At 69.0% G+C, this 26,495-nt stretch carries 21 protein-coding genes and 1 tRNA gene; 8 read left to right on the forward strand and 14 right to left on the reverse strand.

Annotated features, from left to right (window positions below):
• Positions 1 to 128: 128 nt before the first annotated feature.
• A complete protein-coding gene (gene pdxH, locus AAEX60_RS01400) occupies positions 129 to 761 on the reverse strand; it encodes a pyridoxamine 5'-phosphate oxidase (RefSeq protein WP_342100584.1) in 633 nt (210 codons plus the stop codon).
• A gap of 213 nt (positions 762 to 974) precedes the next feature.
• Here pdxH and AAEX60_RS01405 point away from each other — a divergent pair, with 213 nt between their 5' ends.
• The 4 genes from AAEX60_RS01405 (at position 975) to AAEX60_RS01420 (ending at position 6,513) form a co-directional block, all read left to right on the forward strand.
• Positions 975 to 1,658 (forward strand): GNAT family N-acetyltransferase, encoded by a 684-nt coding sequence (locus tag AAEX60_RS01405; RefSeq protein WP_342100585.1) that lies wholly within the window; start codon positions 975 to 977, stop codon positions 1,656 to 1,658.
• Between the two features lie 107 nt (positions 1,659 to 1,765).
• Positions 1,766 to 4,492 (forward strand): MGH1-like glycoside hydrolase domain-containing protein, encoded by a 2,727-nt coding sequence (locus AAEX60_RS01410; RefSeq protein ID WP_342100586.1) that lies wholly within the window; start codon positions 1,766 to 1,768, stop codon positions 4,490 to 4,492.
• 73 nt (positions 4,493 to 4,565) lie between these two features.
• Positions 4,566 to 5,378: a hypothetical protein gene (locus AAEX60_RS01415; protein WP_342100587.1), complete on the forward strand. Its 813-nt coding sequence runs from the start codon at positions 4,566 to 4,568 to the stop codon at positions 5,376 to 5,378.
• 85 nt (positions 5,379 to 5,463) lie between these two features.
• On the forward strand, positions 5,464 to 6,513 hold the full coding sequence (locus AAEX60_RS01420; RefSeq protein ID WP_342100588.1) for an NAD(P)-dependent alcohol dehydrogenase: 1,050 nt from the start codon (positions 5,464 to 5,466) through the stop codon (positions 6,511 to 6,513).
• A gap of 32 nt (positions 6,514 to 6,545) precedes the next feature.
• On the opposite strand, the gene AAEX60_RS01425 is transcribed toward AAEX60_RS01420, so the two are convergent.
• The 3 genes from AAEX60_RS01425 to AAEX60_RS01435 form a co-directional block, all read right to left on the reverse strand.
• Positions 6,546 to 6,938 carry a VanZ family protein gene (locus AAEX60_RS01425; RefSeq protein WP_342100590.1) on the reverse strand — a complete coding sequence of 131 codons (393 nt, stop codon included), beginning with the start codon at positions 6,936 to 6,938 and terminating at the stop codon, positions 6,546 to 6,548.
• A 49-nt stretch (positions 6,939 to 6,987) separates the two neighbouring features.
• On the reverse strand, positions 6,988 to 7,476 hold the full coding sequence (locus AAEX60_RS01430; RefSeq protein ID WP_342100592.1) for a MarR family winged helix-turn-helix transcriptional regulator: 489 nt from the start codon (positions 7,474 to 7,476) through the stop codon (positions 6,988 to 6,990).
• Between the two features lie 140 nt (positions 7,477 to 7,616).
• Positions 7,617 to 8,513 carry a D-hexose-6-phosphate mutarotase gene (locus AAEX60_RS01435; protein WP_342100594.1) on the reverse strand — a complete coding sequence of 299 codons (897 nt, stop codon included), beginning with the start codon at positions 8,511 to 8,513 and terminating at the stop codon, positions 7,617 to 7,619.
• A gap of 286 nt (positions 8,514 to 8,799) precedes the next feature.
• On the opposite strand from AAEX60_RS01435, the gene AAEX60_RS01440 reads away from it, so the two are divergent.
• On the forward strand, positions 8,800 to 11,154 hold the full coding sequence (locus AAEX60_RS01440) for an excinuclease ABC subunit UvrA (RefSeq protein ID WP_342100596.1): 2,355 nt from the start codon (positions 8,800 to 8,802) through the stop codon (positions 11,152 to 11,154).
• On the opposite strand, the gene AAEX60_RS01445 is transcribed toward AAEX60_RS01440, so the two are convergent.
• Complete coding sequence (locus AAEX60_RS01445; protein WP_342100598.1) at positions 11,139 to 12,368, reverse strand: cytochrome P450; 1,230 nt, start codon at positions 12,366 to 12,368, stop codon at positions 11,139 to 11,141. The two genes, AAEX60_RS01440 and AAEX60_RS01445, sit on opposite strands and share 16 nt — an antisense overlap.
• Before the next feature lie 63 nt (positions 12,369 to 12,431).
• On the opposite strand from AAEX60_RS01445, the gene AAEX60_RS01450 reads away from it, so the two are divergent.
• Entirely contained in the window at positions 12,432 to 13,304 is an 873-nt protein-coding gene (locus AAEX60_RS01450; protein ID WP_342100600.1) for a DNA-3-methyladenine glycosylase family protein, read from the forward strand.
• A 45-nt stretch (positions 13,305 to 13,349) separates the two neighbouring features.
• Here the strand turns inward: AAEX60_RS01450 and AAEX60_RS01455 are convergent, their stop codons facing one another.
• Positions 13,350 to 13,841 (reverse strand): DUF456 domain-containing protein, encoded by a 492-nt coding sequence (locus AAEX60_RS01455; RefSeq protein ID WP_342100603.1) that lies wholly within the window; start codon positions 13,839 to 13,841, stop codon positions 13,350 to 13,352.
• 211 nt (positions 13,842 to 14,052) lie between these two features.
• Here AAEX60_RS01455 and AAEX60_RS01460 point away from each other — a divergent pair, with 211 nt between their 5' ends.
• Positions 14,053 to 14,853, forward strand: coding sequence for a PIG-L deacetylase family protein (locus AAEX60_RS01460; RefSeq protein ID WP_342100604.1), 801 nt, complete (start codon positions 14,053 to 14,055; stop codon positions 14,851 to 14,853).
• A gap of 3 nt (positions 14,854 to 14,856) precedes the next feature.
• Here AAEX60_RS01460 and AAEX60_RS01465 read toward each other — a convergent pair whose 3' ends face one another.
• Entirely contained in the window at positions 14,857 to 15,840 is a 984-nt protein-coding gene (locus AAEX60_RS01465) for a ribose-phosphate diphosphokinase (RefSeq protein WP_342100605.1), read from the reverse strand.
• A 109-nt stretch (positions 15,841 to 15,949) separates the two neighbouring features.
• Here AAEX60_RS01465 and AAEX60_RS01470 point away from each other — a divergent pair, with 109 nt between their 5' ends.
• Positions 15,950 to 16,345 carry a hypothetical protein gene (locus AAEX60_RS01470; protein WP_342100607.1) on the forward strand — a complete coding sequence of 132 codons (396 nt, stop codon included), beginning with the start codon at positions 15,950 to 15,952 and terminating at the stop codon, positions 16,343 to 16,345.
• A 91-nt stretch (positions 16,346 to 16,436) separates the two neighbouring features.
• On the opposite strand, the gene AAEX60_RS01475 is transcribed toward AAEX60_RS01470, so the two are convergent.
• From AAEX60_RS01475 to AAEX60_RS01505, 7 genes are all read right to left on the reverse strand, one after another.
• Positions 16,437 to 18,521 (reverse strand): glycosyltransferase, encoded by a 2,085-nt coding sequence (locus tag AAEX60_RS01475; protein WP_342100608.1) that lies wholly within the window; start codon positions 18,519 to 18,521, stop codon positions 16,437 to 16,439.
• Between the two features lie 56 nt (positions 18,522 to 18,577).
• A complete protein-coding gene (locus AAEX60_RS01480) occupies positions 18,578 to 19,441 on the reverse strand; it encodes a metallophosphoesterase (protein WP_342100611.1) in 864 nt (287 codons plus the stop codon).
• Positions 19,442 to 19,702: 261 nt separating this feature from the next.
• Positions 19,703 to 19,773, reverse strand: a tRNA-Gly gene (locus AAEX60_RS01485).
• Between the two features lie 114 nt (positions 19,774 to 19,887).
• The gene (locus AAEX60_RS01490; protein ID WP_342100613.1) at positions 19,888 to 21,270 is read right to left on the reverse strand and encodes a S8 family serine peptidase; all 1,383 of its coding nucleotides are present in this window, start codon (positions 21,268 to 21,270) and stop codon (positions 19,888 to 19,890) included.
• Positions 21,271 to 21,470: 200 nt separating this feature from the next.
• Positions 21,471 to 23,882 carry a nitric-oxide reductase large subunit gene (locus AAEX60_RS01495; protein WP_342100615.1) on the reverse strand — a complete coding sequence of 804 codons (2,412 nt, stop codon included), beginning with the start codon at positions 23,880 to 23,882 and terminating at the stop codon, positions 21,471 to 21,473.
• 167 nt (positions 23,883 to 24,049) lie between these two features.
• Positions 24,050 to 24,310, reverse strand: a complete 261-nt coding sequence (locus AAEX60_RS01500) for an HPr family phosphocarrier protein (RefSeq protein ID WP_342091683.1) — start codon at positions 24,308 to 24,310, stop codon at positions 24,050 to 24,052.
• A 43-nt stretch (positions 24,311 to 24,353) separates the two neighbouring features.
• A complete protein-coding gene (locus tag AAEX60_RS01505; RefSeq protein WP_342100618.1) occupies positions 24,354 to 26,462 on the reverse strand; it encodes a PTS fructose transporter subunit IIABC in 2,109 nt (702 codons plus the stop codon).
• Between the last annotated feature and the right edge of the window lie 33 nt (positions 26,463 to 26,495).

Below are 26,495 nucleotides of genomic sequence, written 5' to 3' on the forward strand. Positions count from 1 at the left end.
GCCTGGAACACCAAGCCTAAAACCACCCAGGTTTGGGAAAACCCCCCCCCCCCCCCCCCCCAAGACGTATCTGCTGCGAAGTGGATGTGCGGGGTGCGGCGGGAAATCGGGGCCCCGGGTGGCCCGGATCAGGGGGCCAACCGCTCCTTGTGCCACGTCCCGTCGGCCAGGGTGTAGCGCAGCCGGTCATGCAGCCGGGAGGTGCGGCCCTGCCAGAATTCCCAGACGTCCGGGGTGAGCCGGTAGCCGCCCCAGTGCTCTGGCCGTGGCGGATGGATTCCGTGCTTGGCGGAGACCTTGGCGGCATTGGTCACCAGCACCCCGCGGTTGCTGATCACCTGGCTCTGCGGTGAGGCCCAGGCGCCGATCCGGGAATCCACCGGGCGCTGGTGGAAGTACTCGTCGGACTCCTGGGCGCTGACCTTGACCACCGCGCCCTCGATCCGCACCACCCGGTCCAGCTGCGGCCAGTGGAACTGCAGCGCGGCCAGGGGATTGGCGGCCAGCTCCTGCCCCTTGCGGGAGGCGTAGTTGGTGAAGAAGACCAGGCCGTCCTCGTCGAAGCTCTTCAGCAGCACGATCCGGGTGGAGGGCCGCCCGTCGGGCCCGACGGTGGCAAGGGTCATCGCATTCGGGTCCAGATTGTCGGTTCCACGCGCGTCCTCGAACCACTGCTCGAACTGCCTGACCGGGTTGGGGGCGCTGGCAGCCTCGTCCAGCTCCGCGCCGCGGTAGTCCCGTCGCATCCCACGAATGTCCATGCCTGTGACTCTAGTGACCCCGCCACTGGGACGGTTGGCCAGTTCTGGGAATCGACCTCCGGAACCAACCCGGGGGAGCCGCATGTGCGCCGGGCCGGGTGGGGGCGCGAATTCTGGAGGTCATTTCCCAGAAGTGGACGGTTGGCCCGATCGAGTTGGCTCCGACGACGGCCGGTTCGGCCTGGTTGGAACCGGGCTGGATAGCGTGGAGCCATGCCCGCCGATGACCTGCAAGCCCGCGCCCGCCGCTGGTACCACGACCTGTTGCTGCCCACCTTTCCCCGCGACGAGCTGACCACGGAGGAGGACTTCCTGGCCGCGATCCGCGACGGGCGTCTGCTGGCCCACTCGGCGGGAGACGCGGACCATCCGGACGGCATCGTGCTGGCCGAACACGACGCCGAGTCACGGGTCCTGCTGCTCACCTGGCTCGCGGTGCGGCCCGGCTGCCGGGGCGGCGGGATCGGCCGCCGGCTGCTCACCGAGGCCATGGCCAGCTGGCAGGCGGAACTGTCCCCGGAACTGATCCTGGGTGAGGTGGAACACCCCGAGTCCATCCCGGCCTCGGCGGATCACGGCGACCCGGCCAGCCGGGTCCGCTTCTACCACTCGCTCGGAGCCCGGGCGCTGGACCTGCCGCATGTGCAGCCACCGCTGCGTCCCGGCGGGGCGACGCTGGAGAACCTGATGCTGGTGGCCTTTCTGGACCGGGGCAATCCTCCCGGTGCGACGGTGCCGGTGGAGCCGGTGCAGCAATTCCTGGCTGGCTATCTCCCGTCGCACCAGCCGCCCTACCACCGGATCCAGGCCGCGCTCCGGGCCGCCCAGCCGGCCGGAGCGGTCCGTACCATCGGCCTGGCCGAGGATGCCGGGCGGTTGCCCAACCGGCCAGCCTGACTGGGAGCCGTCCCCGCTGCGCCTGGCAGCCCGAGGTGACTTCCACCGAGCGCGAAAACCCACCCGACGGTCTTGGTCTGCGGCCCCGGGGCTGTTTGGCTGGTGTCATGCTCGAAGCCGTCGCAAAGACCGTTGAAGGCCGCAGACTTGCCCAATCGGGCAGCCCGGATTCCGCCTGGCGCCGGTGGGGTCCGTACCTGGCCTCCCGCCAGTGGGGCACGGTGCGGGAGGACTACTCCCATGACGGGGCCGCCTGGGCGGATTTCCCCTTCGACCAGGCCCACACGCGGGCCTTCCGCTGGGGCGAGGACGGGCTGGGCGGGGTCTGTGACCGCTACGGCTTCCTCAACCTGGCCGTCGCCCTGTGGAATGGCCGTGACGACCGCCTCAAGGAGCGGTTGTTCGGGCTGACCGGCCCGGAGGGCAATCACGGCGAGGACGTCAAGGAGTACTACTGGGCGTTGGATGCCACCCCGACGCACTCCTGGGCACAGTGGCTCTACCGCTACCCGCAGGCCGCCTTCCCCTACCAGCAGCTGCGCGACGCGAACCGCGAGCGCGGCTATGAGCAGGATGAGTACGAGCTGGCCGACACCGGGGTGCTGGAGCAGAACCGTTTCTTCGACGTCACCGTGACGCACGCGAAGGTGGACTCGGGGGACCTGTGCGTGGTCTATGAAGCCACCAACCACGGCCCGGATCCGGCCCCGCTGCACCTGGTGCCGCAGCTGTGGTTCCGCAACACCTGGGCGTGGGGTCGGGACCGTCGCCGCGCCTCCATGCAGCAGCGGCTGGTGCGCGACGACGCGGGCCACGTCCGGGTCACGGCCGAGCATGCCTGGCTGAACCGCTGCACCTTGGCTGCGGAGGGTGCGCCGCGGGTGCTGTGGTGCGACAACGAGACCGACGAGGTGGCGGCCTTCGGCGCCGAGGAGAACCGCTGCCCCCATCCGAAGAGCGCGGTCGACCGAGCGATCGTCCATGGCGACGAGTCATTGCTCAGCCCCGACCCGAATGGCACCAAGGTGGCCTTCGACTACCACTTCGAGCAGGTTCAGCCGGGCCAGACCGTCCGGGTCCGGCTGCGACTGTGCTCCGGTGAGGGGCCCGAACAGCCCTTCGACGAGTCCTTCCAGCGGGCCCTGGAGGAGCGTCGCGCCGAGGCCGACGAGTTCTATGCCGCGGTGATCCCACCGGAAACCAGCGAGGTGGACCGGTTGGTGGCCCGACGGGCCTTCGCCGGGCTGAACTGGGCCAAGCAGCTCTACCGCTACTCGGTGCGGGAGTGGCTGGAGGGTGATCCGGCCGGGCCGCAACCGCCCACCGAGCGTCGCGCCCCGGAACCCCAAGGCCGCAACACGTCGTGGACTCATCTGGATCTCGCCGACGTGATCTCCATGCCGGATGACTGGGAGTATCCCTGGTTCGCCTCCTGGGACCTGGCCTTCCATGCCGTCGCCCTGGCCCACATCGACCCGGCCTTCGCCAAGCAGCAGCTGCTGCTGATCTGCCGCGAGTGGTCCCAGCATCCCGACGGCCAGCTGCCCGCCTATGAGTGGAGTTTCAGTGATGTGAATCCGCCGGTGCACGCCTGGGCGGCGTGGCTGGTCTACCAGGCGGATGGCGCGAATGACGTCGACTTCCTGACCCGGATCATGACCAAGCTGCTGCTGAACTTCGGCTGGTGGGTCAACCGCAAGGACGAGGCCGGCAATGACCTCTTCGAGGGTGGCTTCCTGGGTATGGACAACATCTCGGTCTTCGACCGGTCCAGCGAGGTGCCCGACGGGTGGCGGCTGGAGCAGTCGGATGCCACCAGCTGGATCGCCTTCTTCTGTCTGCGGATGTTGCGGATCGCGGAGGAACTGGCGCTCACCTCGCCGGCCTGGGGAGACGTTGCAACCACCTTCCTGGAACGTTTCCTGTCCATCTCCCAGGCCGTCGAGAACTTCGGTGGTGAAGGCCAGAGCCTGTGGGATGAGGAGGACGGCTTCTTCTACGACATCCTGGTGGGCGAGGACGGCAGCGTGGACCCGGTCCGGGTGCGCTCCCTGGTGGGGCTGGTGCCGTTGCTGGCGGTCTCCAATACCCCGCGGGGGCTGGAGGGCAAGGTCCCCGATCTGGAGGACCGGCGGGCCTGGCTGGTGCGAAACCGTCCGGACCTCAGCCGCTACCTGCTCACCGAGGCCGGGGAGGAAGGCCGGGAGGGCCGGGGCAGCCTCAGTCTGGTGGACCTGGACCGCTACCCGCGCATCCTGCAGCGCCTGTTCGATCCCGAGGAATTCCTGTCCGACTACGGGATCCGTTCCCTCAGCGCGGCCTACCGTGGCGGGCGGCAACTGGACCTGATCGGACGGCAGATGCACATGCAGTATGTCTCCGGCTATTCGGCCGACGGAATGTTCGGCGGCAACTCCAACTGGCGCGGGCCAATTTGGTTCCCGCTCAATGTGCTCTTGGTGGATGCCCTGCGCACCCGTGCGGAGGGCGTCGGTGGGCAGCAGCAGGTGGAATTCCCCACCGGCTCGGGCCACCAGACCGGGCTGGCCGAGGCGGCCGATGCCATCGAGCAGCGGCTGCTGGATCTCTTCCGCCCCGGCGTCGACGGGCGTCGCCCCGGCGCGCAGCGGGACCAGCCGACGGGCGAGCTGTGGGACTGCCACCCGGTCTTCAGTGAGTTCTTCGACGGCGACGACGGCACCGGTCTGGGCGCCTCGCACCAGACCGGTTGGACGGCGATGGCGGCGCACATGATCTGCCGTCGGCCGGAGGGGCGGCAGCCCGCCGCCGAGCAGACCCCGGCCGAGAGCCCGCAGCCCGAACAGACCCACTGAATCCGTCACCGAATTTGGGTTGACCGCGCCGGGCTGGGAGAATTGTCCCTACACCTCATCTGGACGGAGACCCGTGAACCTGCGTATTCGGCGTGTCACGACGGCAGCGGCCGCGCTGGCCATGGCGGCTGGTGCCCTGACCCCGTCGCCAGCCGGCGCCAACCTGCAGGAGGCGCCGGGCGCCCCGGTGACCGGGATTCCGCAGCCGTGCGCTGCCCAGCACCCCTTTCCGGAAAAGGCCACCCGGGCCGAGGTGAAGCGGCAGCTGGCCGCCAATACCGGCATCACCCTGACCGGGGGTGCCTGGACCGAGGCCAAACATGCCCCGCTGGTGCGGATCGTCTGGGAGACCCTCGACGGGTTGAGCTGCACCGACTACCTGAAGACCATCACCAGCAACAACAAGGGCTTCACCCTGAACGCCGCCCCCACCCGGAGCTGGGCGTGGGGTGACTGGGGCCTGACCCGCCGCGGCGCCGTCACGCTGGACTTTGCCAAGTGGCAGGAGGCCTACCGGGCCGGGGATCGGGGCCGGTTGGTGCGGATCCTGGTACACGAGCTGGGCCACGCCTGGTCCCAGACGCCCCAGGCCGCGGCCACCTACCAGCGCTTCGCGGTGATGTACCGCAGCACCGGGAACTTCGGGCCCTATGCCTACAACCAGAACGAGAACTTCAGCGAGACCATCGGTTACTACGTGGCCCGGTGCGCCGCCGGGAATCCCTATCAGGACAAGAAGTTTGCCGGCTACTACGGGCTGGTGAAGCAGGGCGTGTTCGGTGGCCGGGAGTTTGGCCCGGCGCCCGGCAGCAGGCTGGACTGCTCGCTGGTCAAGCCGTCCACGACGGGAGTGCAGCGGGTGCTCAAGGAGAGCCTGGACCGCTGATCCCGGTGTCCCGGGAGGCTGCGGCGGCTTGACCGGCCGCGCAAGAATGGGCGTGCATCACTCCCATCCAGCAAGGAGCACCCCCATGCCCGACGTTCTGGCCTATGCCACGGATGACAAGAACTGCCAGTTCCACAAGACCACCATCACCCGCCGCGAGCCCGGCCCCACCGAGGTCTTCTTCGAGGTGAAGTACGCCGGCATCTGCCACTCCGACATCCACACCGCCCGCGAGGAGTGGGGCCCGGTCACCTTCCCGCTGGTCCCCGGCCATGAGCTGGCCGGCATCGTCACCCAGGTGGGCTCCGAGGTGACCAAGTTCCAGGTGGGCGACAAGGTGGGCGTCGGCTGCTTCGTCGACTCCTGCGGCGAGTGCGAGTACTGCCAGCAGGGCGCCGAGCAGTTCTGCACCTCCACCGAGAAGCCCGTCGTGATGACCTACGCGTCAGTCGGCCGCGACGGCCTGCCCACCGCTGGGGGCTACTCCCAGGGCATCACCGTGGAGCAGGACTACGTCTGCCGCATCCCGGACTCCATCCCCTTCGAGGCCGCGGCGCCGCTGCTGTGCGCCGGCATCACCACCTACTCCCCGCTGAAGCGCTGGGGCGCCGGCCCGGGCAAGAAGGTTGCCGTGGTGGGCATGGGTGGCCTGGGCCACATGGGCGTGCAGATCGCCGCCGCGATGGGCGCCGAGGTCAGCGTGATCAGCCAGACCATGAGCAAGGAGGCCGACGGCAAGAAGTTCGGCGCCACCCACTACTACGCCACCAGCGAGGAGGGCACGCTGAAGAGCCTGCGTGGCACCTTCGACCTGGTGCTGTCCACCATCAGCGCTGACTACGAAGTCGACGCCCTGCTCGGCACCCTCAAGGTGGGCGGGGCGCTGGTCAACGTCGGGGCCCCGGAGAATCCCGTCGACCTGGCCGTGTTCAGCCTGATCATTGGCAACAAGATCTTTGCCGGCTCCAACATCGGCGGCATCGCGGAGACCCAGGAGATGCTGGACTTCTGCGGCGAGCACGGCATCGCCCCGCAGGTGGAGCTGATCGGCGGGGAGGACATCACCGCGGCCTATGACAAGGTGGTCAACTCCCAGGTGCGCTACCGCTACGTGATCGACACCTCCACCTTCTGACCTGACCGATCCCGAAGCGACACGACGGGCTGTCACCCCTGCGGGTGGCGGCCCGTCGCGTGTCCTCGACGGGGGCCAAGGATCCGCGCGGCCAGCCAGGCGGCAAACAGGATCCCCGCCGAATCGGCGACGAGGTCCCGCGGGGAACCGCTACGGCCCGCAACCCAGCGCCACTGGATGAGCTCGCTGATCAGGGCGTGCGCCAGGCTGGCGGCCACCACCGGGCCACGGCGTGCGCCGGCCAGCAGGAAGAGCCCGGCCACTCCGCCGAACATGCAGAAGTGCACCACCTTGTCCGCCCCCGGGAAGGTCACGGGGGTCGGCGGGCGGGTGCTGTAGAGCAGCCACAGCTGCAGGGCAACACTGGTCAGGGCCAGCGCCAGCCAACCGACGCGCGGCAGGCCAAGCGGGCGGGAGCGGTTCACCCGTCGAAGGCTAGCCCAGAACCGAAGCCAGCCGCGGGCCGCCGACGGGTCAGGCGGCGCCCTGGCCCGCCCTCACCCGACGGGTGTTCTGGTCCAGGTTCTCGTTGATCTGGTTGAGCACCTGCAGGAGTCGGTTCATCTGGGCGTCGTCGATCTGGCTGCTCAGCGGGCTCAGGGAGGCGTACATCGGTTCGAAGAAGCGGTCGGCGGCCGCCAGGCCCCGCTCGGTGGAACGCAGCAGCACCCGGCGTCGGTCCTGTGGATCCACCTGGCGCATGACCTGGCCGGCCTGGGTGAGCCGCTCCACCAGGTAGGTCACCGCCCCGCTGCTCAGGTTCAGGGCGGTGGCGAGCTCGCCGGCGGTCAGGGTTCGGTTCTCCCGCTGGGCGCTGCGGATCAGCAGCAGGGCGCGAAAGTCGGTGAGGTAGATGCCCTGTTCCTCGGCGCAGGCATGGCTCAGGTGTTCACTGGCTGCGCACAACTGACGCAAATGCTCGCTCAGCTGGATGACTCGGGGCGACTGTTCTGAAGACTGCACGGAAACAGGCTAACCGTCTGTGTGATGAAAGACCGATTCGGGGATGTTACAAGACCCTTCAACTGTTCAGTGTCCAAACAAAGCCACGCGGGGATCGCGGGAAAAGCACGGCTACTGAGACGGTTGGCCGTGTCCCCAAATTAGGGGACAAGAATTGCCGTCGTCATCGTGTGACTTTCGCCCGCTTCCAGAGAAATCTCATTGGCTAGGCAGTTCACCGCCTCAATGCAGCACATCCGGCGCCATCCGTCGTCCTCGAAATCCGCCATCGTACCCGCCTTGGCAATCCAGGGATTCCACACCACGGTGTTTGCGGAATCGGCCTTCTGGATCTGGATCCGGCGCCCCAAAGAATGATCAACCAAGGTGAGCGTTTCGGCGCAGAAGTAGATCCGGTCGGTCTCGGTGGTGAATTCGATGGCGCCGTCCTGCACGGCCTCGCCGCCGTGGACCTTGTCCAGGAAGCGGGCCCCCGACAGGCCCTCCACGCTCACCCGGGAGATGTCCCCGAGGTTCAGGTAGGTGTGCAGCGCCTCCTCATAGCGCACCGGCTGGTTGCCGGCGGTGACGGTGAGGTTCAGGGTCAGGGTGCTGCCGAAGCCCACGGTGAGGCGGGCCACGGCGTCGGCCGGAATGCCGCCGTCGGGCGGGCACTGGCTGCCCGAGAGCTCGAAGGCCAGACGGGCCTCGCCGGCCTCGGTGACCTCGGCCGCCACCAGGCTCCACGGCAGGATCCGGGCGAAGCCATGGGCCGGCGTGCGGTTGCCCTCGGGCCCGGGGCCAAACCACGGCCAGCAGATCGGGATCCCGCCACGGATGGGCTTGTCGGCCTCGAAATCGGTGTCCTTGCTCATCCACAGCACGGGCTCCTGCCCGGCCGGGGTCCATTCGGTGACATGCGCCCCTTGGGAGTACACGGTGCCGGTGCACAGCGGGGTCTGGATCCGGTAGCCGTCCAGGCCGCCGGTGCGGATGGCCGTGATCTGCTCAGGGAGTTCCGGGCCGCTGGTCTTGGGGTCACTGCTCTGGTTGCTCATGCAGTGGAACCTAGCCCGCCATGGTCATCGGCAACAGGGTCGGGGGTCCAATTCTGGGAACCGACCGCCACAATCCCGGGGCTCGACGGGGAGCCGCGCGGGGCAGCGGGAGGGGGCGCAGTCTCGTGGTCGATTCCCAGAACTGGACGACGGACCCACCGGCCCCGCTGGCGGCGGGCGTTCGCGGATTGCCGGGGAAATTTGTCGGTGGGACCTGCTTCACTTGGTCCCGGGTGGATCTCCGGGTGTCCGGTGGCCACCGTCGAGCCTGCAGAGGGAGAGCCAGATGAACACGCCCGCCGACAGCCATGACCTGATCCGGGTGCAGGGCGCCCGGGAGAACAACCTCAAGGACGTCAGCGTCGAGCTGCCCAAGCGTCGGCTCACGGTCTTCACCGGGGTGTCCGGTTCCGGGAAGAGCTCTCTGGTCTTCGGCACCATCGCGTCGGAGAGCCAGCGGATGATCAATGAGACCTATTCGGCCTTCCTGCAGGGCTTCATGCCCACCCTGTCCCGGCCCGACGTCGACGTCCTGGACGGCCTGACCACGGCGATCATCGTGGACCAGGAGCCAATGGGGGCCAACCCGCGATCCACCGTTGGCACCGCCACCGATGTCAACGCCCAGCTGCGGATCCTGTTCAGCAAGCTGGCCCAGCCGCGGATCGGCGGCCCCAAGGCCTATGCCTTCAATGTCCCGTCGGTCTCCGGGGGCGGAGCGGTCACCACCACCAAGGGTGGCCGGGAGGTGAAGGAGCGCAAGACCTTCAGCATCACCGGCGGCATGTGTCCCCGGTGTGAGGGCACCGGGAAGGTGAGCGACTTCGCCCTGGACGAGTTGTACGACGCCAACCTGAGCCTGGCCGGCGGGGCGCTGAAGGTCCCGGGCTATTCGATGGACGGCTGGTACGGCCGGATCTTCGGGGGTTCGGGCTACTTCGACATGGACAAGCCGATCAAGGACTTCACCAAGCGGGAACTCGACGACCTGCTCCACCGGGAGGCCACCAAGATCAAGGTGGAGGGGATCAACCTCACCTATGAGGGGCTGATCCCGCGGATCCAGAAGTCCATGCTGAGCAAGGACGTGGAGGCGATGCAGCCGCACATCCGGGCCTTCGTGGAGCGGGCCATCGTCTTCCAGACCTGCCCCGAGTGCGAGGGCACCCGGCTGTCCGAGGGGGCGCGCACTTCCCGGATCGACGGCAAGTCCATCGCGGATGCCTGCCAGCTGCAGATCAGCGATCTGGCCGAATGGGTGGCCGGGCTGGACGAACCCACCGTCGCCCCGCTGTTGAAGGCGCTGCGGCACTCCCTGCAGGCCTTCGTGGAGATCGGGTTGGGGTACCTTTCGCTGGACCGGCCCACCGGCACGCTGTCCGGCGGCGAGGGGCAGCGGATCAAGATGATCCGGCACCTGGGATCGGCCCTGACGGATGTCACCTATGTCTTCGACGAGCCCAGCGTGGGCCTGCATCCGCACGACATCGCCCGGATGAACCAGCTGCTGATCCAGCTGCGGGACAAGGGCAACACCGTGCTGGTGGTGGAACACAAGCCGGAGATGATCCAGATTGCCGACCACGTGGTGGATCTGGGTCCCGGAGCCGGCAGCCACGGTGGCCAGATCTGCTTCGAGGGCGACGTCGACGGCCTGCGCGCCAGTGGCACCCTCACCGGCAGGCATCTGGATGACCGGGCCCGGCTCAAGGCCAGCGTCCGCACGGGGAAGAAGAAGCTGGAGATCCGCGGCGCCAGCCAGCACAACCTGCAGGACGTCGACGTGGACATTCCCACCGGCGTCCTGACCGTCGTGACCGGCGTGGCCGGCTCCGGCAAGAGCACCCTGATCCACGGCCACATCTGTGGCCGGGACGACGTGATCGCGGTGGACCAGGGCGCCATCAAGGGTTCCCGGCGCAGCAACCCGGCCACCTACACCGGCCTGCTGGAGCCGATCCGCAAGGCCTTCGCCAAGGCCAATGGGGTCAAGCCCGCCCTGTTCAGCCCCAATTCCGAGGGCGCCTGCCCTACCTGCAAGGGCGCGGGCGTGATCTTCACCGAACTGGGTTTCATGGAGACCATGTCCAGCATCTGCGAAGACTGCGAGGGGCGACGTTTCGAGGCCTCGGTGCTGGAGTACAGGCTGGGCGGCAAGGACATCGCGGAGGTGCTGCAGTTGTCCGTCGATGCCGCGCTGGAGCACTTCGGCCACGGTGAGGCCAAGATCCCGGCCGCGGTCAAGATCCTGAAGAACCTGTCCGACGTCGGCTTGGGTTACCTCACCCTGGGCCAACCGCTGACCACCCTGTCCGGCGGCGAACGCCAGCGGCTCAAGCTTGCCACCCACATGGCCGGCAAGGGCTCCATCTACGTGCTGGACGAGCCCACCACGGGCCTGCACCTGGCCGACGTGGAACAGCTGCTGGGGCTGCTGGACCAGCTGGTGGACTCCGGCAAGACGGTGATCGTGATCGAGCACCACCAGGCGGTGATGGCGCACGCGGACTGGATCATCGACCTGGGTCCCGGTGCCGGTCACGACGGCGGCCGGGTGGTCTTCGAGGGCACCCCGGCGGATCTGGTGGCCGACGCCACGACGTTGACCGGCCAGTACCTCAAGGACTACGTCGCCGGCTGATCCAACTTCAGCCGGATGTTGCGCACCTCGTACCCCTTGATCAGCTCGTCCCAGCCGATCACCGGCGTGGTCGCCAACCGCACCGGCAGGGCCAGCAGCCGCTGCAGCAGCACGTCGGCCTCCTGGATGGCCAGTGCATTGCCGGGGCACTTGTGCCCGCCGTCGCCGAAACTGATCACCTCGTCACCCACCTTGGGCGGCAGCGTCCGCCCCGGGCACAGCTGCAGCCCGTCGTCGCCCACCACGGCGGGGTCGGCATTGGCGCTGCGGAGGTAGAGGTCCACCAGCGCGCCGGCGGGGATGGTGCGCTCTTCGCCGTCGACGGTGATCTCCAGCGGCTCGACGGTGCGCCGGTAGAGGTGTCCGACGATCGGCTCCAGCCGCAGGATCTCGTGCAGGATCTGGATTCGTTCGGGCTTGTCGGCGGCCAGGTAGCGGGCGCGCAGCTGGTCATTCTCCAGCAGGTGCCAGGTGGCCATCCCGATGTACTCCCGGGTGGTGACCATCCCGGCGGCGGCATAGGTGACGCATTCGATCAGGATCTCGGTGTCCGAATAGCCCTCGTCCAGCAGGTGGCTGATCACGTCGTCCCGGCGTTCGGCGCGACGCGCCTTGATGGCGGGGCGGACGTCCTTGAGGTGGAAGGACACCATCGGCAGTTGGCCCTTGGCGCTCATCGCCAGGGCACCGAGCCGGCCGCGCACCGTGACCTTCTGGTCCTTCTCCCCGGTGGGCGCCACGGGCGGCGTCGCGAAGAAGCGCTCCAGCCGATGGGCCATCGTGTCCACGTCGGAATTGGTCAGCCCGACCACCTGGGCGGCCACCACCACGGAATAGCGCAGGGTGAGCTGGGCCAGGTCGACGCTTCCGGCGGCGCGGAACTCGTCCAGCAGTTCCTCGGCGTAGCGTTCCATCAGCCCCTGGTAGTTCTGGTCCACCGTCTTGGGCGCGAAGTAGCGGGCGATCGCGGCGCGCTGCTTGCGGTGCTCGGTGCCGTCGTTGAACAGGATCGGCTTGCGCAGCGTCTTCATCACCACGGCCTCGGAATTGAAGCCGGCCTGGGTGGTCTCCCGGCTGCGCAGCACCTGCCGGGCCACCGCCATGTCGCGGATGTGCCAGACGCCGTCCACCACCTCGACGGCGCGGTCGGTGGCCTCGCCCGGGTAGGCGGTCTTGCGGGCGCTGTGGCTGACTGGGCATTCGGACGTGGTCATGGAAGTCCCTTCGCTGCGGCTGTCTCCATCATCGCGGATGGCCAGCGCTGGCACGATGGTCGGGTGGACTCTTCAGCGGCGACGTCATCCGGCCTGCTGCGCGGCAACGGGCCTTGTGACCCGCAGGCCGCGCTGGGCCTGCTGCTCGCCCACACGATTCCGGGCGCGGAGGTCACCGGGCAGCACGGGCAGCGACGGCTGCTTCGGCTGGGCGGGGATCCGGTGCCGGTGCGGGTGCAGCCGATGGCCGACGGGGTGGTGCTGACCGCGCCGCACCACCGGTTCGCGCAGGCCGAGCCGGTGGTGCGGCGGTGGTTCGACCTGGACGCGGACCAGGGCGTGCGCAATGCCCGCTTCGTAGCCGACCCGGTTCTGGGGCCGCTGGTCCGCCGTCGGCCGGGGCTACGGGTGACCGGCCACCCCGACCCCTTCGAGGCGCTGTTGTGCACCGTCGTCGGGCAGCAGATCTCCCTGGCCGCGGCCCGGACGGTGACCGGCCGGCTGGTGGCCGGTTTCGGCGAGCCCGGCCCCGACGGGCTGACGGCCTTCCCCACCGCCAAGACCCTGGCGGCCTGCACACCGGATCAGCTGCGGGAGGCGTGCGGCTTCATGGCCTCCCGGGCGCGGACGGTGCTGGCGGTCAGCCGCGCCGTGGCGGATGGGCTGGACCTCACCCCCGGCCGGGATCCCCAGGGCCTGGCCCGGACCCGTCGGGACCTGCTGGCCCTGCCCGGGATCGGGCCGTGGACGGTCGACTTCCTGTCCCTGCGGGCACTGGGGGATCCCGACGCCTTCCCGGCCGGTGATCTGGTGCTGAAGAAGGCGCTGGATGTCACGACGGATGCCGCCGCCCGCACCGCGGCGGAGCACTGGCGCCCGCACCGCGCCTTCGCCGCGATGCACCTGTGGACCGAGAAGGCCTATCTGGCGTCCTGACGCCGGGCGACCTGGCGGGCGATCTGCTCCTCCTCGTCGTTCTCCTCAGAGCAGGCCGCTGATCACGCTGGCGCCCAGCACCGCGGTGGCCGTCATGGCGCAGCTGAGCTCCACCAGCATCCCGGTGCCGATCGCCTTGATCGCAGTGATGCTGGTGGACAGCGCCTGGCCGACATCGCGCACCCGCACCAGCTCGGCGCACAGCAGCCCGACGACGAAGCCGATCGGCAGCCCCAGCGCCGGCAGCACGAAGGCGCCCACCAGCCCACAGGCCAGGCCGACGAAGACCGGCCACTGCGGGATCTCCCGCCGGTCCAGGTCCCGCTTGGTGAGCAGCGCGGAGGAGGCCATCCCGATCACCAACAGCACCGCGGCGATTCCGAAGGCGATCCAACCCCAGGACGAGTTGCCCCAGATGGCCCAGACCAAGGCACCGAGCCCGACGGTCAGCGAGCCGGGCAGGGCGGGGACGATGATCCCGCACAGCCCGATCAGGGCGAGCAGGGCCACGGCGACGGCAATCAGGGCAGGGGTCATGGCATCCAGAGTAGGGAAGACGGGCGGCCGGACCCGCATCGGAGGTGGCGCGGCCAGTTGGTCGCGTGCCCAATTCTGGAAATCGACCGCTGGATTTCGCCCGGCCGGGCGCTCCCCGCGGGTCCCGGCCCGACGGCCGGAATCTGGAGGTCGTTTTCCAGAAATGTAGGTAATTGATGGATCAACAGCTTTCCGTGGGATCATGGAATGCATGAGCACGATCGTCTTCCTGCACGCCCATCCCGACGACGAGGCCTCCGGCACCGCCGGATCAATGGCCCGGGCCACCCAACAGGGTGACCGCGTCGTCCTGGTCTATGCCACCAATGGCGACCACGGGGAGGTCCCGGATGACCTGGCGCCGGGGGAGAGCATCGTCGACCGCCGACGCAAGGAGGCCGCCGCCTCCGCAGCTGTGCTGGGCACCGCCCGGGTGGAGTGGCTCGGCTACTCCGATTCCGGGATGACCGGCTGGGAGATGAACGACGAGCCGGGTTCCTTCCACGGCGCCGACCTGGACGAGGCGGCCGGCCGGCTGGCGCGGATCCTCGACGAGGAGGACGCCGACGTACTGGTGGGCTATGACTGGCACGGCAACTACGGCCACCCCGACCACGTCAAGGTGCACCCCGTCGCCTATCGCGCGGCTGCGCTGGCCACACGTCGCCCCCGGGTGCTGGAGGTGACCATCAACCGCGACGAGGTGGTCCGGCTGACGGCGCGGGCCAGGGAACAGGGGATCGACGCGCCCTTCGACCCCACCGGCCCCGCCGACGACGGCAATCCGATGGGCACCCCGGAGAAGGAGATCCACTGGAGCGTGGACGTCAGCCAGCAGGTGATGCTCAAGCGCGAGGCGCTGCTCTGCCACGCCTCCCAGGTCACCGACGTCGGCATGCTGACCAGCTTCGACGACGTCGCCTTCGCCGCCATGTTCGGCCGGGAGTACTACCGGGAGCACGGCAACCCGAACGGGATGGTGGAGGGCTGGCCCTTCACCCCGCTCGGCTGATCCTCAGAACAACCCGTCGCGGGGCGGCGGCGGGGCGTACTGCGGGTCCACCCCACGAAAGAGCTTGCTGACGCTCTTGCCGTCGTGGGTGCGCCTGATCGCCTCGGCGAACAGGCCCGCGACGCTGCGCACCTCCAGGTGGGTCCAGTCGGGGTGGTCCTGCGGGACCGTGTTGGTGGTGACCACCTCGGTGATCATGTGGTGCCCCTGCAGCCGCTCGACGGCCTTGCCGCTGAACAGTCCGTGCGTGGTGCAGATCGACGCCTGCTGGCAGCCGAACTCCTCCAGCTTGTCCAGCAGCTCGATGATCGAGCCACCGGTGGCCACCTCGTCGTCGATCACGATGGCCTTCTTGCCCACCACGTCGCCGACGATCGAGTCGATCACCACCTTGTCGTCCGCCACCCGCTTCTTGGAGCCGACGGCCATCGGCACGCCCAGCAGCCGGGAAAAGTTGGCGGCCTCCTTGGCATTGCCGAAGTCGGGGGAGACCACCACCCAGTCGGACAGGTCCTTGCCCTGGTAGTGCTCGGCCAGCACGCCGATGGCGGTCAGTTGGTCCACCGGCATGGAGAAGAAGCCCTGCACCTGCGGGGAGTGCAGGCTCATGGTGAGCACTCGGGTGGCGCCGGCGGTCTTCAGCATGTCGGCCACCAGGCGGCCGCCCATGGATATCCGGCTGGCGTCCTTCTTGTCGCTGCGCGCATAGGCGTAGTGCGGCATCACGGCGGTGATGTACTCGGCGGAGGCGCCGCGGGCCGCGTCGATCATGAGTAGCAGCTCCATCAGGTTCTCCTGCGTCGGGGGAACCAACGGCTGGACGATGTAGACGTCGCGACGACGGCAGTTGGCCAGCAGCTGGGCCTGGATGCAGTCATTGCTGAAGCGCTTGATGTCCACCCCGCTCATTGTTACCCCGAGGTTCTGGCAGATCTCCTGGGTCAACTGCCGATGGGCCGTTCCGGAGAAGATGACGATGTCCTTCACGAGGTGCCTTCCGCGCGTGGTGGTGGAAACCAGACTAGCGGCGCGCACCATTGCGCCGTTGCTCGGGCGCTGAACTGGCCTCCGGCGGAAATCCCGTAGGCTCGGGGCCATGGCAACCACCCTCACCCCCGCGCTTTCCCGACTCAAGACCACTGCCCTGGTGATCATCGGCTCCGTCCTGGTGCAGCTGGCCCTTGGTGTCCTGATGCTGACCGGCACGAATTCCGTGGCAATCGCCAAGGCACACAGCGGCTTCGGCTACCTGACCCTGCTGGCCAGCATCGTCGCCGCCTTCCTCGCCTTCCAGGCCAGCAAGGCCGACGCCACCGCCAAGGGCCTGTTCTTCCACGCCCTGAGCCTGCCCGTGCTGGCCTTCCTGCAGACCGGTCTGGGCGAGATGATCGGCGGCAGCGACGGCCTGAAGTGGCTGCACGTCGCGCTCGGCCTGGCCTTCACCGGTGCCGCGGCCAGCTTGTACACCCTGCTGGACAAGCGTTCCCGCTGATCCGACGCTCGGCACGGGGTCCCCGGCGGACTCGGCCATCGTTCCCGGCCCCCGGTTCTGGACGGAACCGGGGGCCGGGCTGTGTGCACGTTCAGTTGCCGGCCAGCCCGACGGCGGTCACGATCGCCTCCCGCTGCCCCCCGGAATGCACCACCTCGGTGCCATTGGCCTGCACGGTCAGCTGGCTGGCATGGTGCCGCAGGGCCGCCGCGACGACGGGCAGGGTCTCGGGCAGGTCGAACCACTCGACGACGCCCCCGGTTTCCGAGCCTGTCTCCTCCCCGCTCCCCGAGTCTGTCGCGGGGTTTGTTGCTGGGCGCTCCTGCCGAACCTCCGCGAACCGTACCCCGGCCCGGGCCGCGGCCTCCGCGGCCACCTGGTGCATTCGGACGTGATCGGGGTGGCCATAGCCGCCGTTGGCGTCATAGCTGACCACCAGATCGGGCCGCCAGACATCGATCACCGCCAGCAGGTCCTCGGCGGCCTCTCCGGCGGCGGCGAAGGTGAAACTGCGCTCGTCGCTGGCATCGGCGGGGCCGGCCAGCCCGGGGCGGATCCATTCCATCCCGGAATCCCGGTAGACGCGGGTGGGCAGGCCTTCGGCCCGGGCGGGGGCGGTGCCCAGCCAGGCATGCTGCTCGACGCCCAGCTCACGCAGCGCCCCGGCCAGTTCCTCGACGCGATGCGCCTCCAGCTCCGGCGTCCCGGCCAGCTCGGAGAGCGGCCCGGGCACCACCTCACCCATCTCACCGCGGGTCGCGGTGACCAGGTCGCAGGCGATTCCGCGCCCGGTCAGGTGCACGATCAGCGCCCCGGTGGACAGGGTCTCGTCGTCGGGGTGCGCATGGCAGAAGAGCACCCGTCGCACCCCGGCGAGCACCCCACGGTGGCGGGGCTGGTTGGTCACCATGTCCTGGTCCCCGGGCGCCGGGGCTGCCACTCCCAGCCCGGCGTAGTGCTCCTCCAGCTGCTGGGCGACGGCATCCCAGCCGAAGCGCAGGGCGCGCTCCCGGCCGGCCCGGCCCAGGGCACACAACCGCTCCGGGTCGCGCAGCAGCTCGGTCAGCACCGATGTCCAGGCCTGAGCGGAACGCTCGGGGACCAGCACGCCCGTCTCGCCGTCGGCCACCGCCTCCCGCAGGCCCCCGGAATCGGCCGACACCACCGCCACCCCGCAGGCCTGGGCCTCCAGCGCGATCAGGCCGAAGGTCTCGCTGAACGACGGCACCAGCACCGCCCGGGCACCGCGGACCAGCCGGGCCAGGTCCTCACGCGACTGGGAGCCCAGCCAGCAGGTCTGGTGGGCGATCCCCAGATCCTGCGAGAGGTCGATCAGCTCGTCGCGGTAGTCCGCGAAGTCCTGGCTGGCCTCGCCGGCGATCACCAGGGTGGGCCGGATCTCCTCGGGAATGCCGGCCACGGCCACCAGCGCCAGGTCCGGTGCCTTGAGCGGCTGCAGCCGGGCCGCGAACAGCAGGTAGCCGTTGGGATTGGCCTGGACGCACACCGGGCCGAACTGCGGTGGCTCGTCCGGGTTGTTGAGCTCCGGGTGCCACTGCCGGCAGTGGCCGTCCAAGGGGTGGAAGAGACCGACGTCGACGCCGGGATGCACCACGACGACGCGCGACGGGTCGGCCCCGCAGCGCTCGATGATGGTGCGCGCCTCGTACCGGCTGACCGCGATCACCAGGTCCGATTCGGTGGCGATGAGGCGTTCCCCGGCATTGCGGCCGGGCGATTCGGGCGGCTCGCCCTCACTCAGCGGGTCTCCGGGAAGGGCCGCGACGGAGTGGAAACTCTGCACATGGGGCACGCCCCACTGCTTGGCCACCGGCAGCGCCGCCACCCCGCTCATCCAGTGCTGGGAGTGCACCACGTCGTAGGGCTGCAGCCGCGCGAGGGCGTCGGAGAAGTCACCGATCCACTCCTCCTGGGCGCTCTTGGCCAGCGGCTCGGTGGGGCCGGCGGTCAGCTGGCGCACCGTCACGCCGGGCTGGATTTCCACCACATCGGGCAGCTCGGGGTTGTCCCGACGGGTGACCAACTCCACCTGGTGGCCGCGTTCAGCCAGCGCGCGGGCCTGGTGCACCTCCACCACATTCATCCCGCCCGCATCCTTGGAGCCGGGCGAATCGAGCGGTGAGGTGTGCAGCGAGATGAAGCCGATCCGTGCCATGCAGGGAACCTAGCAGGCGCCACCGACAAGAAATCGGCCGCCCACTCACCGCGAGCTCATTGCCCTGGGGGCGCGACGGTGATCAACGTGATCTGGGACTGGTCCAGCAGCCGCACGGGCACGGTCTGCCCCACCCCGGAATCGATGTACAGCCAGCTGCGGCCCACGTCGTAGAGTCCCTTGTCCCACTCCGGGAAGTACGGCTGACCAGGGGCGACGATGGCTCCGGCCCAGGGCAGCCGAATCTGCCCGCCATGGGTGTGCCCGCAGATCGCCAGGTCCGCGGTGGATGTGGCCAGCACCTTGTGGATCTCCGGCGCGTGGGTGAGGACCAGTTGGTAGGCGTCCGGCCGGGCGCCGGCGATGGCCTTCGCGAGGTTCCCACGACGGGTGTAGTAGTCGTCGGTTCCGATCAGGTCCAGGCGGCCCCACTCCCCGTCGAGGGAGACATGTCGGTCAGCCAGGATCTGGACGCCGTGGCTCTCCAGCATCTTCTCCAGCCCGGGGAGGTTGCCCTGCCAGTGGTCATGGTTGCCCGGCACGGCATACATCGGGATCCCCAGCGCGGCGAGCTTGCCGAACCAGACGTCCAACCGGCCGAAGTCCCGGGTCTCGGTGTTGACGAAGTCCCCGGTCAGGGCAATCAGGTCGGGCTGTTGCTCGGCCACCATCTCGATCAGGTCGTCGCGCTGGCTGGTGTACTCCAGGTCATGCAGGTCCGTGATCTGCATGACCTTCAGCGGACGGCCGGTGATCTTGGCCGAGGTGAGCTCCAGCCGCGCCAGCTTGGTGTGGGTCACCTCGTACCAGCTCAGCCCCGCCAACAGGGCCACCAGCACCAGGCCGGTGATCAGCAGCCGCAGGCTCCAGCGAAGGACCCGACGGAGGCCGGACGGCTTGGGGCGGGGCGCTCTTCTCACGTCGTCCAGCCTAGGGTGGCCGGGCTCGACGGCCATCGGACGAGGGTTGTGGTGTGGGTGGACCCGTGGGGCAACCAAGCGGAGCGACTGGTCCGCCTGCGGTGCCCGCCTGCGGGTCCTCGGGACAACGAAGCGTGGCGCGCAAACCCGCCCCTCGGCGGCCGAGATCCTCCGGCGCCAGCTGCTGGTTTCGTGCGCCGGGGTATGCGCCCCCGGGCATGCAGAAGGGCCCCGGCCGTTGGCCGGGGCCCTTCATCGCGGAGCGGGCGCCGGGAATTGCACCAAGCTCTCCCACCAGGAAGGTGGGTGTTCTGCTACTGAACTACACCCGCAAGAGGATCAACCATAGCGTCTGGCCGTGGGCGTGGGCCAATCGAGGCCCGTCGGCCGGGCTCGGGGAATGGGGGACGGGCTCGGAGAACGTGGGCAGGACCGGGCTCGCGGGATCAGCGGATCGCCTTGACCGCGGCGTAGGTGTCCAGCTGGCCGGATCCGGTGCAGGTGTTGTTCCGGGAGGTGCCGCGGCAGTCGGAGCCGACGGTGTGCAGCGGGACCGCCCTGGTGGTCTTGCGCAGGGTGGCCACCAGCGTCGCCCGGCTGGCGGACGGCTTGCGGGACTTCATCAGGGCCAGGGTGCCGGCCACCTGCGGGGCGGCCTGGGAGGTTCCGGTGCGCTTCTCGAACCGACGCCCGGTGGCGTCGGAGAGCACATTCTCGCCGGGGGCGGCGATGTCCACCATCCGTCGGCCATAGCTGGAGAAGGCACTCAGCCGGCCCTTGTTGGTGACCGACGCCACGTGCACCACCGACGGGTTCTCGGCCAGCGGGTCGTGGCACCGTTCGGCGCGCTGCCAGCTGACGTCCATCCCGGCATTGCCGGCCGACGAGACATTGACCACGCCGCGGCCCGACGCGTAGTTGATGGCCCGGGTGACCGAGGTCAGGGCGGGTCCGCCGATCCCCAGCTCGCCACACCACAGGTCGAACAGGTTGAGCGAGGTGTTGGTCACGGCCAGCTGCCGGGTGCCGGCCCACATGAAGCCACAGACCAGGTATTCGGGGAAGCTCTCGCCGGCGGAGTTGACCACCTTGACCGAGGCCACCTTCACATTGGGGGCGATCCCGGTGACGCCGTAGCCATTGCGGGCGGCGGCGATGGTGCCGGCCACATGCGTGCCATGGGAGTCGTTGCCCCGCCAGGCACCGACGGCGCCATTCGGCCGACCACCCGCGGTGCAGTCGACGGAGTCGGCGCGGGAGAAGTTGGCGGCCAGGTCCGGGTGACGGTCGTCGACGCCGGTGTCCAGCACCCCCACCACCACGGAGCGGGAACCCAGGGTCAGCTGCTGGGCGGCGGTGGCGCGCACCACGCCCAGGTGGGCCTGGCGCTTGGCCATCGGGTCGGTCCTGCCGGTGTTCTGGGCCGTGGCAGCCGCGGTGACGGTGCGCTTGGTGGCGGCGACCTTGACCGGCCGGCCCAGCACGGCGCCCTCGCGGGCGGGCTCCATCCGGGCGTCGGCGGCGGAGAGCACGGCGGAGCTGCGCAGCCGGTTGAGGCCGGCAATGTAATTGGGCTTGCTGGAGCGAACGACGATCACTCCGATCTGCGGCCAGCTCTGCACCACCTTGCCACCGGCCCGGATCGCTGCGGCCTGGGCGGCGGCGGTCTGCTTGGGGGTGCGGGCATTGACCAGGTAGGACCGGGTGGCCCCCGCGGCCTCGGCGCTCTGCTGCCCCAGGCCCAGACCCAACAACCCGCCGCACGTCAGGACCATGGCGAGTGCGGTGGCGAGGGTCCGACGCAGACCCTGGGTGGTGGAGCTGAGCATTGCACTTCCTTTGGGAGTGAGATCGTCGATGATCGGCGAAGACGTCTCCATCCAACCCCGCGCCAGGGTGTGCTCCGCGCCAGATCAGGTGTTAATTGAAGAAGGGTTCACTGAGACATCCTCAGAGTCCCCGGGAATGCCGCAGGGGTGGGCCTGGCGGCCCACCCCTGCGGGTGAATTCCCTGCCCAGCAGGTGTATTTCAGACCAGCTGGTCCTCGTTCCCGGACTGGACCTCCACTCGCCCGGGGCGGTGGATCGGCTCGTGGCTGCGGTAGGAGTGGCCGGTCAGCAGCCCCACCATGAACAGGCCGATGGACAGCGCCCCCAGGGCGAACAGGATGTCGCCGGGGGTGCGCATCCAGCGCAGCACGGTCAGCGTCGGGGTGTAGAGGAAGTCCGCGCTGCGGGCCCACCAGGTGCCCACCGAGATGCTGGCCCAGGCCTGCGCCAGGCCCAGCGGCAGCAGGCTGAGCAGGCTCATCGCCAGCAGGCCGCCATTCATCAGCCAGAAGCCCCACTTGATCCAGCGCTCATTCCACTCCCGGCCCGGCATCAGGCTGCGCACGCAGAACAGCATCAGGCCGATGCCCAGCATGCCGTAGACGCCGAACAGGGCGGTGTGGGCGTGCAGCGGGGTGAGGTTCAGGCCCTGCACGTAGAACAGGGAGATCGGCGGGTTGATCAGGAAGCCGAAGACGCCGGCGCCCAGCATGTTCCAGAAGGAGACGGAGACGAAGAAGTAGATGGCCCACTTGTAGCCCGCCACCCATTCGCTCACCTTGAGGATCCGCAGGTTGCGGATGGCCTCGAAGCCGATCAGCGCCAGCGGAACCACCTCGAGCGCGCTGAAGGCGGCGGACAGCGCCATCACCACGTCGTCGGAACCGGAGAAGTAGAGGTGGTGTCCGGTGCCGATGATGCCGCCGAACAGGAAGATCGTCGTCGACGAGATGGTGGCCGTCGCCGCGACGGCGGGACGCACCAGCCGCAGCCGGCTGAACAGGAAGGCGATCACCACGGTGGCGAAGACCTCGAAGAAGCCCTCCACCCACAGGTGCACCACCCACCAGCGCCAGTACTCGGTGATCGACAGGTGGGTGTCGTGGCCCATCCCGAAGGCGGCGCCGAAGAAGGAGGCGATCGCCAGGCAGCTCATCAGCAGCATGGCGACCAGGGTGCGCTGGGAGCCCGACTGCAGCGGAGCCTCGTCGGTGGGCTCCACCCGGCCCTGCTGCTTGGCGCGACCGATCGCCGGCCACATGCCGCGGGCCATCAGGAAGAACCACAGGAAGAGGCCGATGAACAGCCCGATCTGCCAGACCCGGGCCAGATCCAGGTATTCCATGCCGGTGGTGCCCAGCCACCAGCTCAGCTTGGTGCCGTAGCCCATCGAGCCGCGCACCGACAGCCACTGGCCGGCCATCGAACCCAGCACCACCAGGATCAGGGCGTAGAACAGCACGTTGACCCCCAGCTTCTGCAGCTTGGGCTCGCGGCCGCCGACGGCGGGGGCGACGTAGAGGCCGGTCGCCAGCCAGGCGGTGGCGATCCACAGGATGCCCAGCTGGGTGTGCCAGGTGCGCGCCACGGTGTAGGGCAGGATCTGGTCGATCGGGATGCCGTACAGGGCGCCGCCCTCGACGCCGTAGTGGGCGGTGATGATGCCCATGGCGATCTGCAGCACGAACAGCCCACCGACCACGAAGAAGTACTTCAGCGTGGCCTTCTGCGACGGGGTTGCCTGGTAGCCCAGCAGCGGGTCATTGGCTGGGGCCTCGTCGGTGACCTCGTCCTCGTCGTGCATGTTGTGGTACCAGACCATGCCCGCGATGCCGCCCAGCAGCAGGATGAAGCTGACGATGCTCCACAGGATGTTGGTGGTGGTGGGGACATTGTCGATCAGCGGCTCGTGCGGCCAGTTGGCGGTGTAGGACTCGCTGCCGTCGGGCCGGTCGGTGGAGGCCGCCCAGCTGGACCACCAGAAGAAGGCATTCATCTTCTTCAGGGCCTCGGGATCCTTCACGGCTCCCTTGGCGATGGCATATGGCTCGTGGCCATTGGTGAAGATGTCCGCGTAGTGCGCGGAGTTCGCCTTGAAGGCGGCCTCGCGGCCCGGCGCCAGGGTGATGGTTCCGGTGCGCTCGTCATAGGTATTGGTGCGCATCGCCTGCTTGAGCCGGGCCTGCAGGGCGGCCTGCTGCTCCGTGCCCAGCGAGGCGTAGTCCTTGGCGCCGTCGGCCTTGGCGTAGGCGTCCAGCAGGAAGGTGGACTCGCGGTGCAGCCAGTCTGCCGTCCAGTCCGGCGCGACGTAGGCGCCATGCCCCCAGACCGAGCCGACCTGCTGGCCGCCGATGGACTGCCAGACCCGCTGGCCGTCCATGATCTCGCCCTCGCTGATCAGCTCGGTGCCGTCGGCGGCCACCACGCTGGTGGGGATCGGTGGCTTGGAGTGGTCGATCCGCATGCCCATGTAGAGCAGCACGACGAAGGAGCCCAGGACGACGGTGGCCAGGGCGATCCACCAGCGGCGATCCCGGCTGGACATCCGGTGACCGGCGGTGCGCGGGACGGGTTGGGCGCCTCCCGGCGGCGCACTTTCCTTGAGTGACAAGTCATTCCCCTTTAGTACGGAAGATTCCGTGCTAATAGTGACACATCCCGACGCGATGCGTGGCGAGGGGGTGGGGGAGAGGGTGGCCATGGAAGGCAAAGAGGGCCGGACACATCGGGTGTCCGGCCCTCTTCATGCTTCCCGTCAGCGACGAGAGGCGGGGATGCTCACTCGGCGTCGAGGTCCTTCTCGACCAGCGCGGCGATGGCCTCGACGGCAGCCTCGTCGTCGCTCTCGACGGTGACCTGCGCGCCCTTCTCGGCACCAAGGGTCATGATCAGCAGCGGGGAGCTGGCGTCAACGCCCTCCTCGCCGTCGACCGACAGGGTGATCTCGTCGTCGTACTCGCCGGCGGCTTCGGCGATGATCGCGGCGGGACGGGCGTGCAGGCCGACGCTGGAGCCGACGGTAACGGTCTTGCTAGCCATGGTGGGTTCCTTTCAGCAGTGACTGGGTCAATTGTGACTGATCTCAGGCGGAGACGGCAGCCGGGGCCACAACTTTGTCCTTCTTCGTGGACTTCAGCAGCACCACGAGGGCGGCCGAGACCAGCGATCCGATCAGGATCGAGAGCACGAAGCCCCAGAACTTGTCGATTGCGAAGAAGACGAAGAAGCCACCGTGCGGGGCCTTCGAGGCCACCCCGAGTGCCATCGTCATCGCACCGGTGATGGCGCCGCCCGCCATGGTGGCCGGGATGATTCGCAGCGGGTCGGCCGCGGCAAACGGGATGGCGCCCTCGCTGATGAAGGAGGAGCCGAGCAGCCAGCACGCGGTGCCGTTCTCCTGCTCAACCTTGGTGAACAGCTTGGGGCGCACCGCGGTGGCAATGGCCAGGGCGATCGGCGGCACCATACCAGCGGCCATGACGGCGGCCATGATCTTCATCGACGGGGTGGGGGTGGCGGCGACGGCCAGGTTGGTGGTGGCGAACAGGTAGGCGGTCTTGTTCACCGGGCCACCCAGGTCGAAACACATCATCAGGCCGAGCACGATGCCCAACACGATGGCCGAGGAGCCGTTCATCCCCTTGAGGGCCTCGTCCATGGCGTCCATCAGGGCCGAGATCGGGCTGGCCAGGAAGAGGTACAGCAGGCCGCCGGCCACCAGGGAGGCCAGCAGCGGGATGATCACGACGGGCATCAGGCCGCGCAGCCAGCGGGGCACCTTCCAGCCGCCGATCCAGGCGGCGACGGCACCGGCGATCAGGCCGCCAACCAGGGCGCCCAGGAAGCCGGCGCCGGTCGCACCCGCGACGGCACCCGCGACGAAGCCGGGGACGATGCCGGGACGGTCGGCCATCGCGAAGGCGATGTAGCCGGCCAGCGCGGGCAGCAGGAAGCCGAAGGCCAGCGCGCCCAGCTTCCACAGCATCGCGCCCAGGTAGAGCAGCAGGCCATTGTGCGGCAGGCTGTTCACCTGGTCGGGCTTGAACAGGGCGACGCCGTCCTTGCTGGCATTGGCCACCTCGGCGTAGCTGGGAAGGTTGGTGATGGAGAAGTTCTCCAGGATGTGGTCCCCGACGAAGGGGATCTGGTAGCCGCCCAGCAGGAAGCCCAGGGCGATCAGCAGGCCGCCGGCTGCGACGAAGGGCACCATGTAGCTCACGCCGGTCATCAGCGCCTGCTGGATCCGCTTGCCCCAGCCGAGCTGGCTCTTGGCGCCGCCGGCTCCGGAGGCCGCGGCGGAGGCCGCGTCACCCTTCACCCGCGGGGCATTGGGATCCTTGGCGGCAGCCAGGGCCTCCTGGATCATCTTCTTCGGCTCGTTGATGGCCCGCTTCACGCCGGACTCGATCACCGGCAACCCGGCGAACCGCTCCCGGCCCTTGACGCCCACGTCGGTGGCGAAGATCACGGCGGTGGCGGACTTGATCTGGTCGGCGGTGACCGGATCGGTGGCGGTGGAGCCCTGCGGCTCGGTGACGATCTCGACGCCCATCTCCTCACCGGCGCCGGTGAGGTAGTCGGCGGCCATGTAGGTGTGCGCGATGCCGGTGGGGCAGGCGGTGATCGCGATGATCGACGGCTTGCCACCGTCGCTGCCGGACGTGGTGGAAGCGGCAGTCCCGACCGCCGTGGAACCGGCGGCAGCGGCAGCGGCGGGAGCAGCGTCCTGCGTGGCCTCGGGCTCCACCACGCCCCGGACCAGGGTGACGATCTCGTCGGGGGTGCGGGCCTCGCGCAGCGCGGTCAGGAAGTCCTTCTTCACCAGCGCGCGGGCGAGCTTGGTGAGCAACTTCATGTGGTCCGCGCCACCGGATTCGGCGGCGGCGATCAGGAAGACCAGGTCGGCCGGGCCGCCCTTGTCGCCGAAGTCGACCGGAGTGCTCAGCCGGGCGAAGCCCAGTGAGGCGGTGTTCACCGCGGCGGAGCGGCAGTGCGGGATGGCGAAGCCGCCGGGCATCCCGGTGGGGGACTTGCCCTCGCGCTCCAGCGCGTCGGCGGCCAGGCCGTCGGCCTCGGCGCGCCCGGTGGCGGCGACGATCCCGGCCAGGCCGCGGATCACGTCGTCCTTGGTGGCGCCCAGATCCGTGTCCAGGGCCACCAGGCCCGGTTCGATCAGTGATGGTGTTGACATGTGCAACCTTCCAGGGTTGGTACTGCGGTGGGT

The organism is Luteococcus sp. H101 (assembly GCF_038433155.1).
Taxonomy (GTDB): domain Bacteria; phylum Actinomycetota; class Actinomycetes; order Propionibacteriales; family Propionibacteriaceae; genus Luteococcus.

Excerpts from the sequence above, each read along its gene's own strand:
- pdxH (WP_342100584.1), bottom strand. The coding sequence starts at position 761 with ATGGACATTCGTGGGATGCGACGGGACTACCGCGGCGCGGAGCTGGAC.
- AAEX60_RS01405 (WP_342100585.1), top strand. The coding sequence starts at position 975 with ATGCCCGCCGATGACCTGCAAGCCCGCGCCCGCCGCTGGTACCACGAC.
- AAEX60_RS01410 (WP_342100586.1), top strand. The coding sequence starts at position 1,766 with ATGCTCGAAGCCGTCGCAAAGACCGTTGAAGGCCGCAGACTTGCCCAA.
- AAEX60_RS01420 (WP_342100588.1), top strand. The coding sequence starts at position 5,464 with ATGCCCGACGTTCTGGCCTATGCCACGGATGACAAGAACTGCCAGTTC.
- AAEX60_RS01435 (WP_342100594.1), bottom strand. The coding sequence starts at position 8,513 with ATGAGCAACCAGAGCAGTGACCCCAAGACCAGCGGCCCGGAACTCCCT.
- AAEX60_RS01440 (WP_342100596.1), top strand. The coding sequence starts at position 8,800 with ATGAACACGCCCGCCGACAGCCATGACCTGATCCGGGTGCAGGGCGCC.
- AAEX60_RS01445 (WP_342100598.1), bottom strand. The coding sequence starts at position 12,368 with ATGACCACGTCCGAATGCCCAGTCAGCCACAGCGCCCGCAAGACCGCC.
- AAEX60_RS01455 (WP_342100603.1), bottom strand. The coding sequence starts at position 13,841 with ATGACCCCTGCCCTGATTGCCGTCGCCGTGGCCCTGCTCGCCCTGATC.
- AAEX60_RS01460 (WP_342100604.1), top strand. The coding sequence starts at position 14,053 with ATGAGCACGATCGTCTTCCTGCACGCCCATCCCGACGACGAGGCCTCC.
- AAEX60_RS01470 (WP_342100607.1), top strand. The coding sequence starts at position 15,950 with ATGGCAACCACCCTCACCCCCGCGCTTTCCCGACTCAAGACCACTGCC.
- AAEX60_RS01475 (WP_342100608.1), bottom strand. The coding sequence starts at position 18,521 with ATGGCACGGATCGGCTTCATCTCGCTGCACACCTCACCGCTCGATTCG.
- AAEX60_RS01490 (WP_342100613.1), bottom strand. The coding sequence starts at position 21,270 with ATGCTCAGCTCCACCACCCAGGGTCTGCGTCGGACCCTCGCCACCGCA.
- AAEX60_RS01500 (WP_342091683.1), bottom strand. The coding sequence starts at position 24,310 with ATGGCTAGCAAGACCGTTACCGTCGGCTCCAGCGTCGGCCTGCACGCC.
- AAEX60_RS01505 (WP_342100618.1), bottom strand. The coding sequence starts at position 26,462 with ATGTCAACACCATCACTGATCGAACCGGGCCTGGTGGCCCTGGACACG.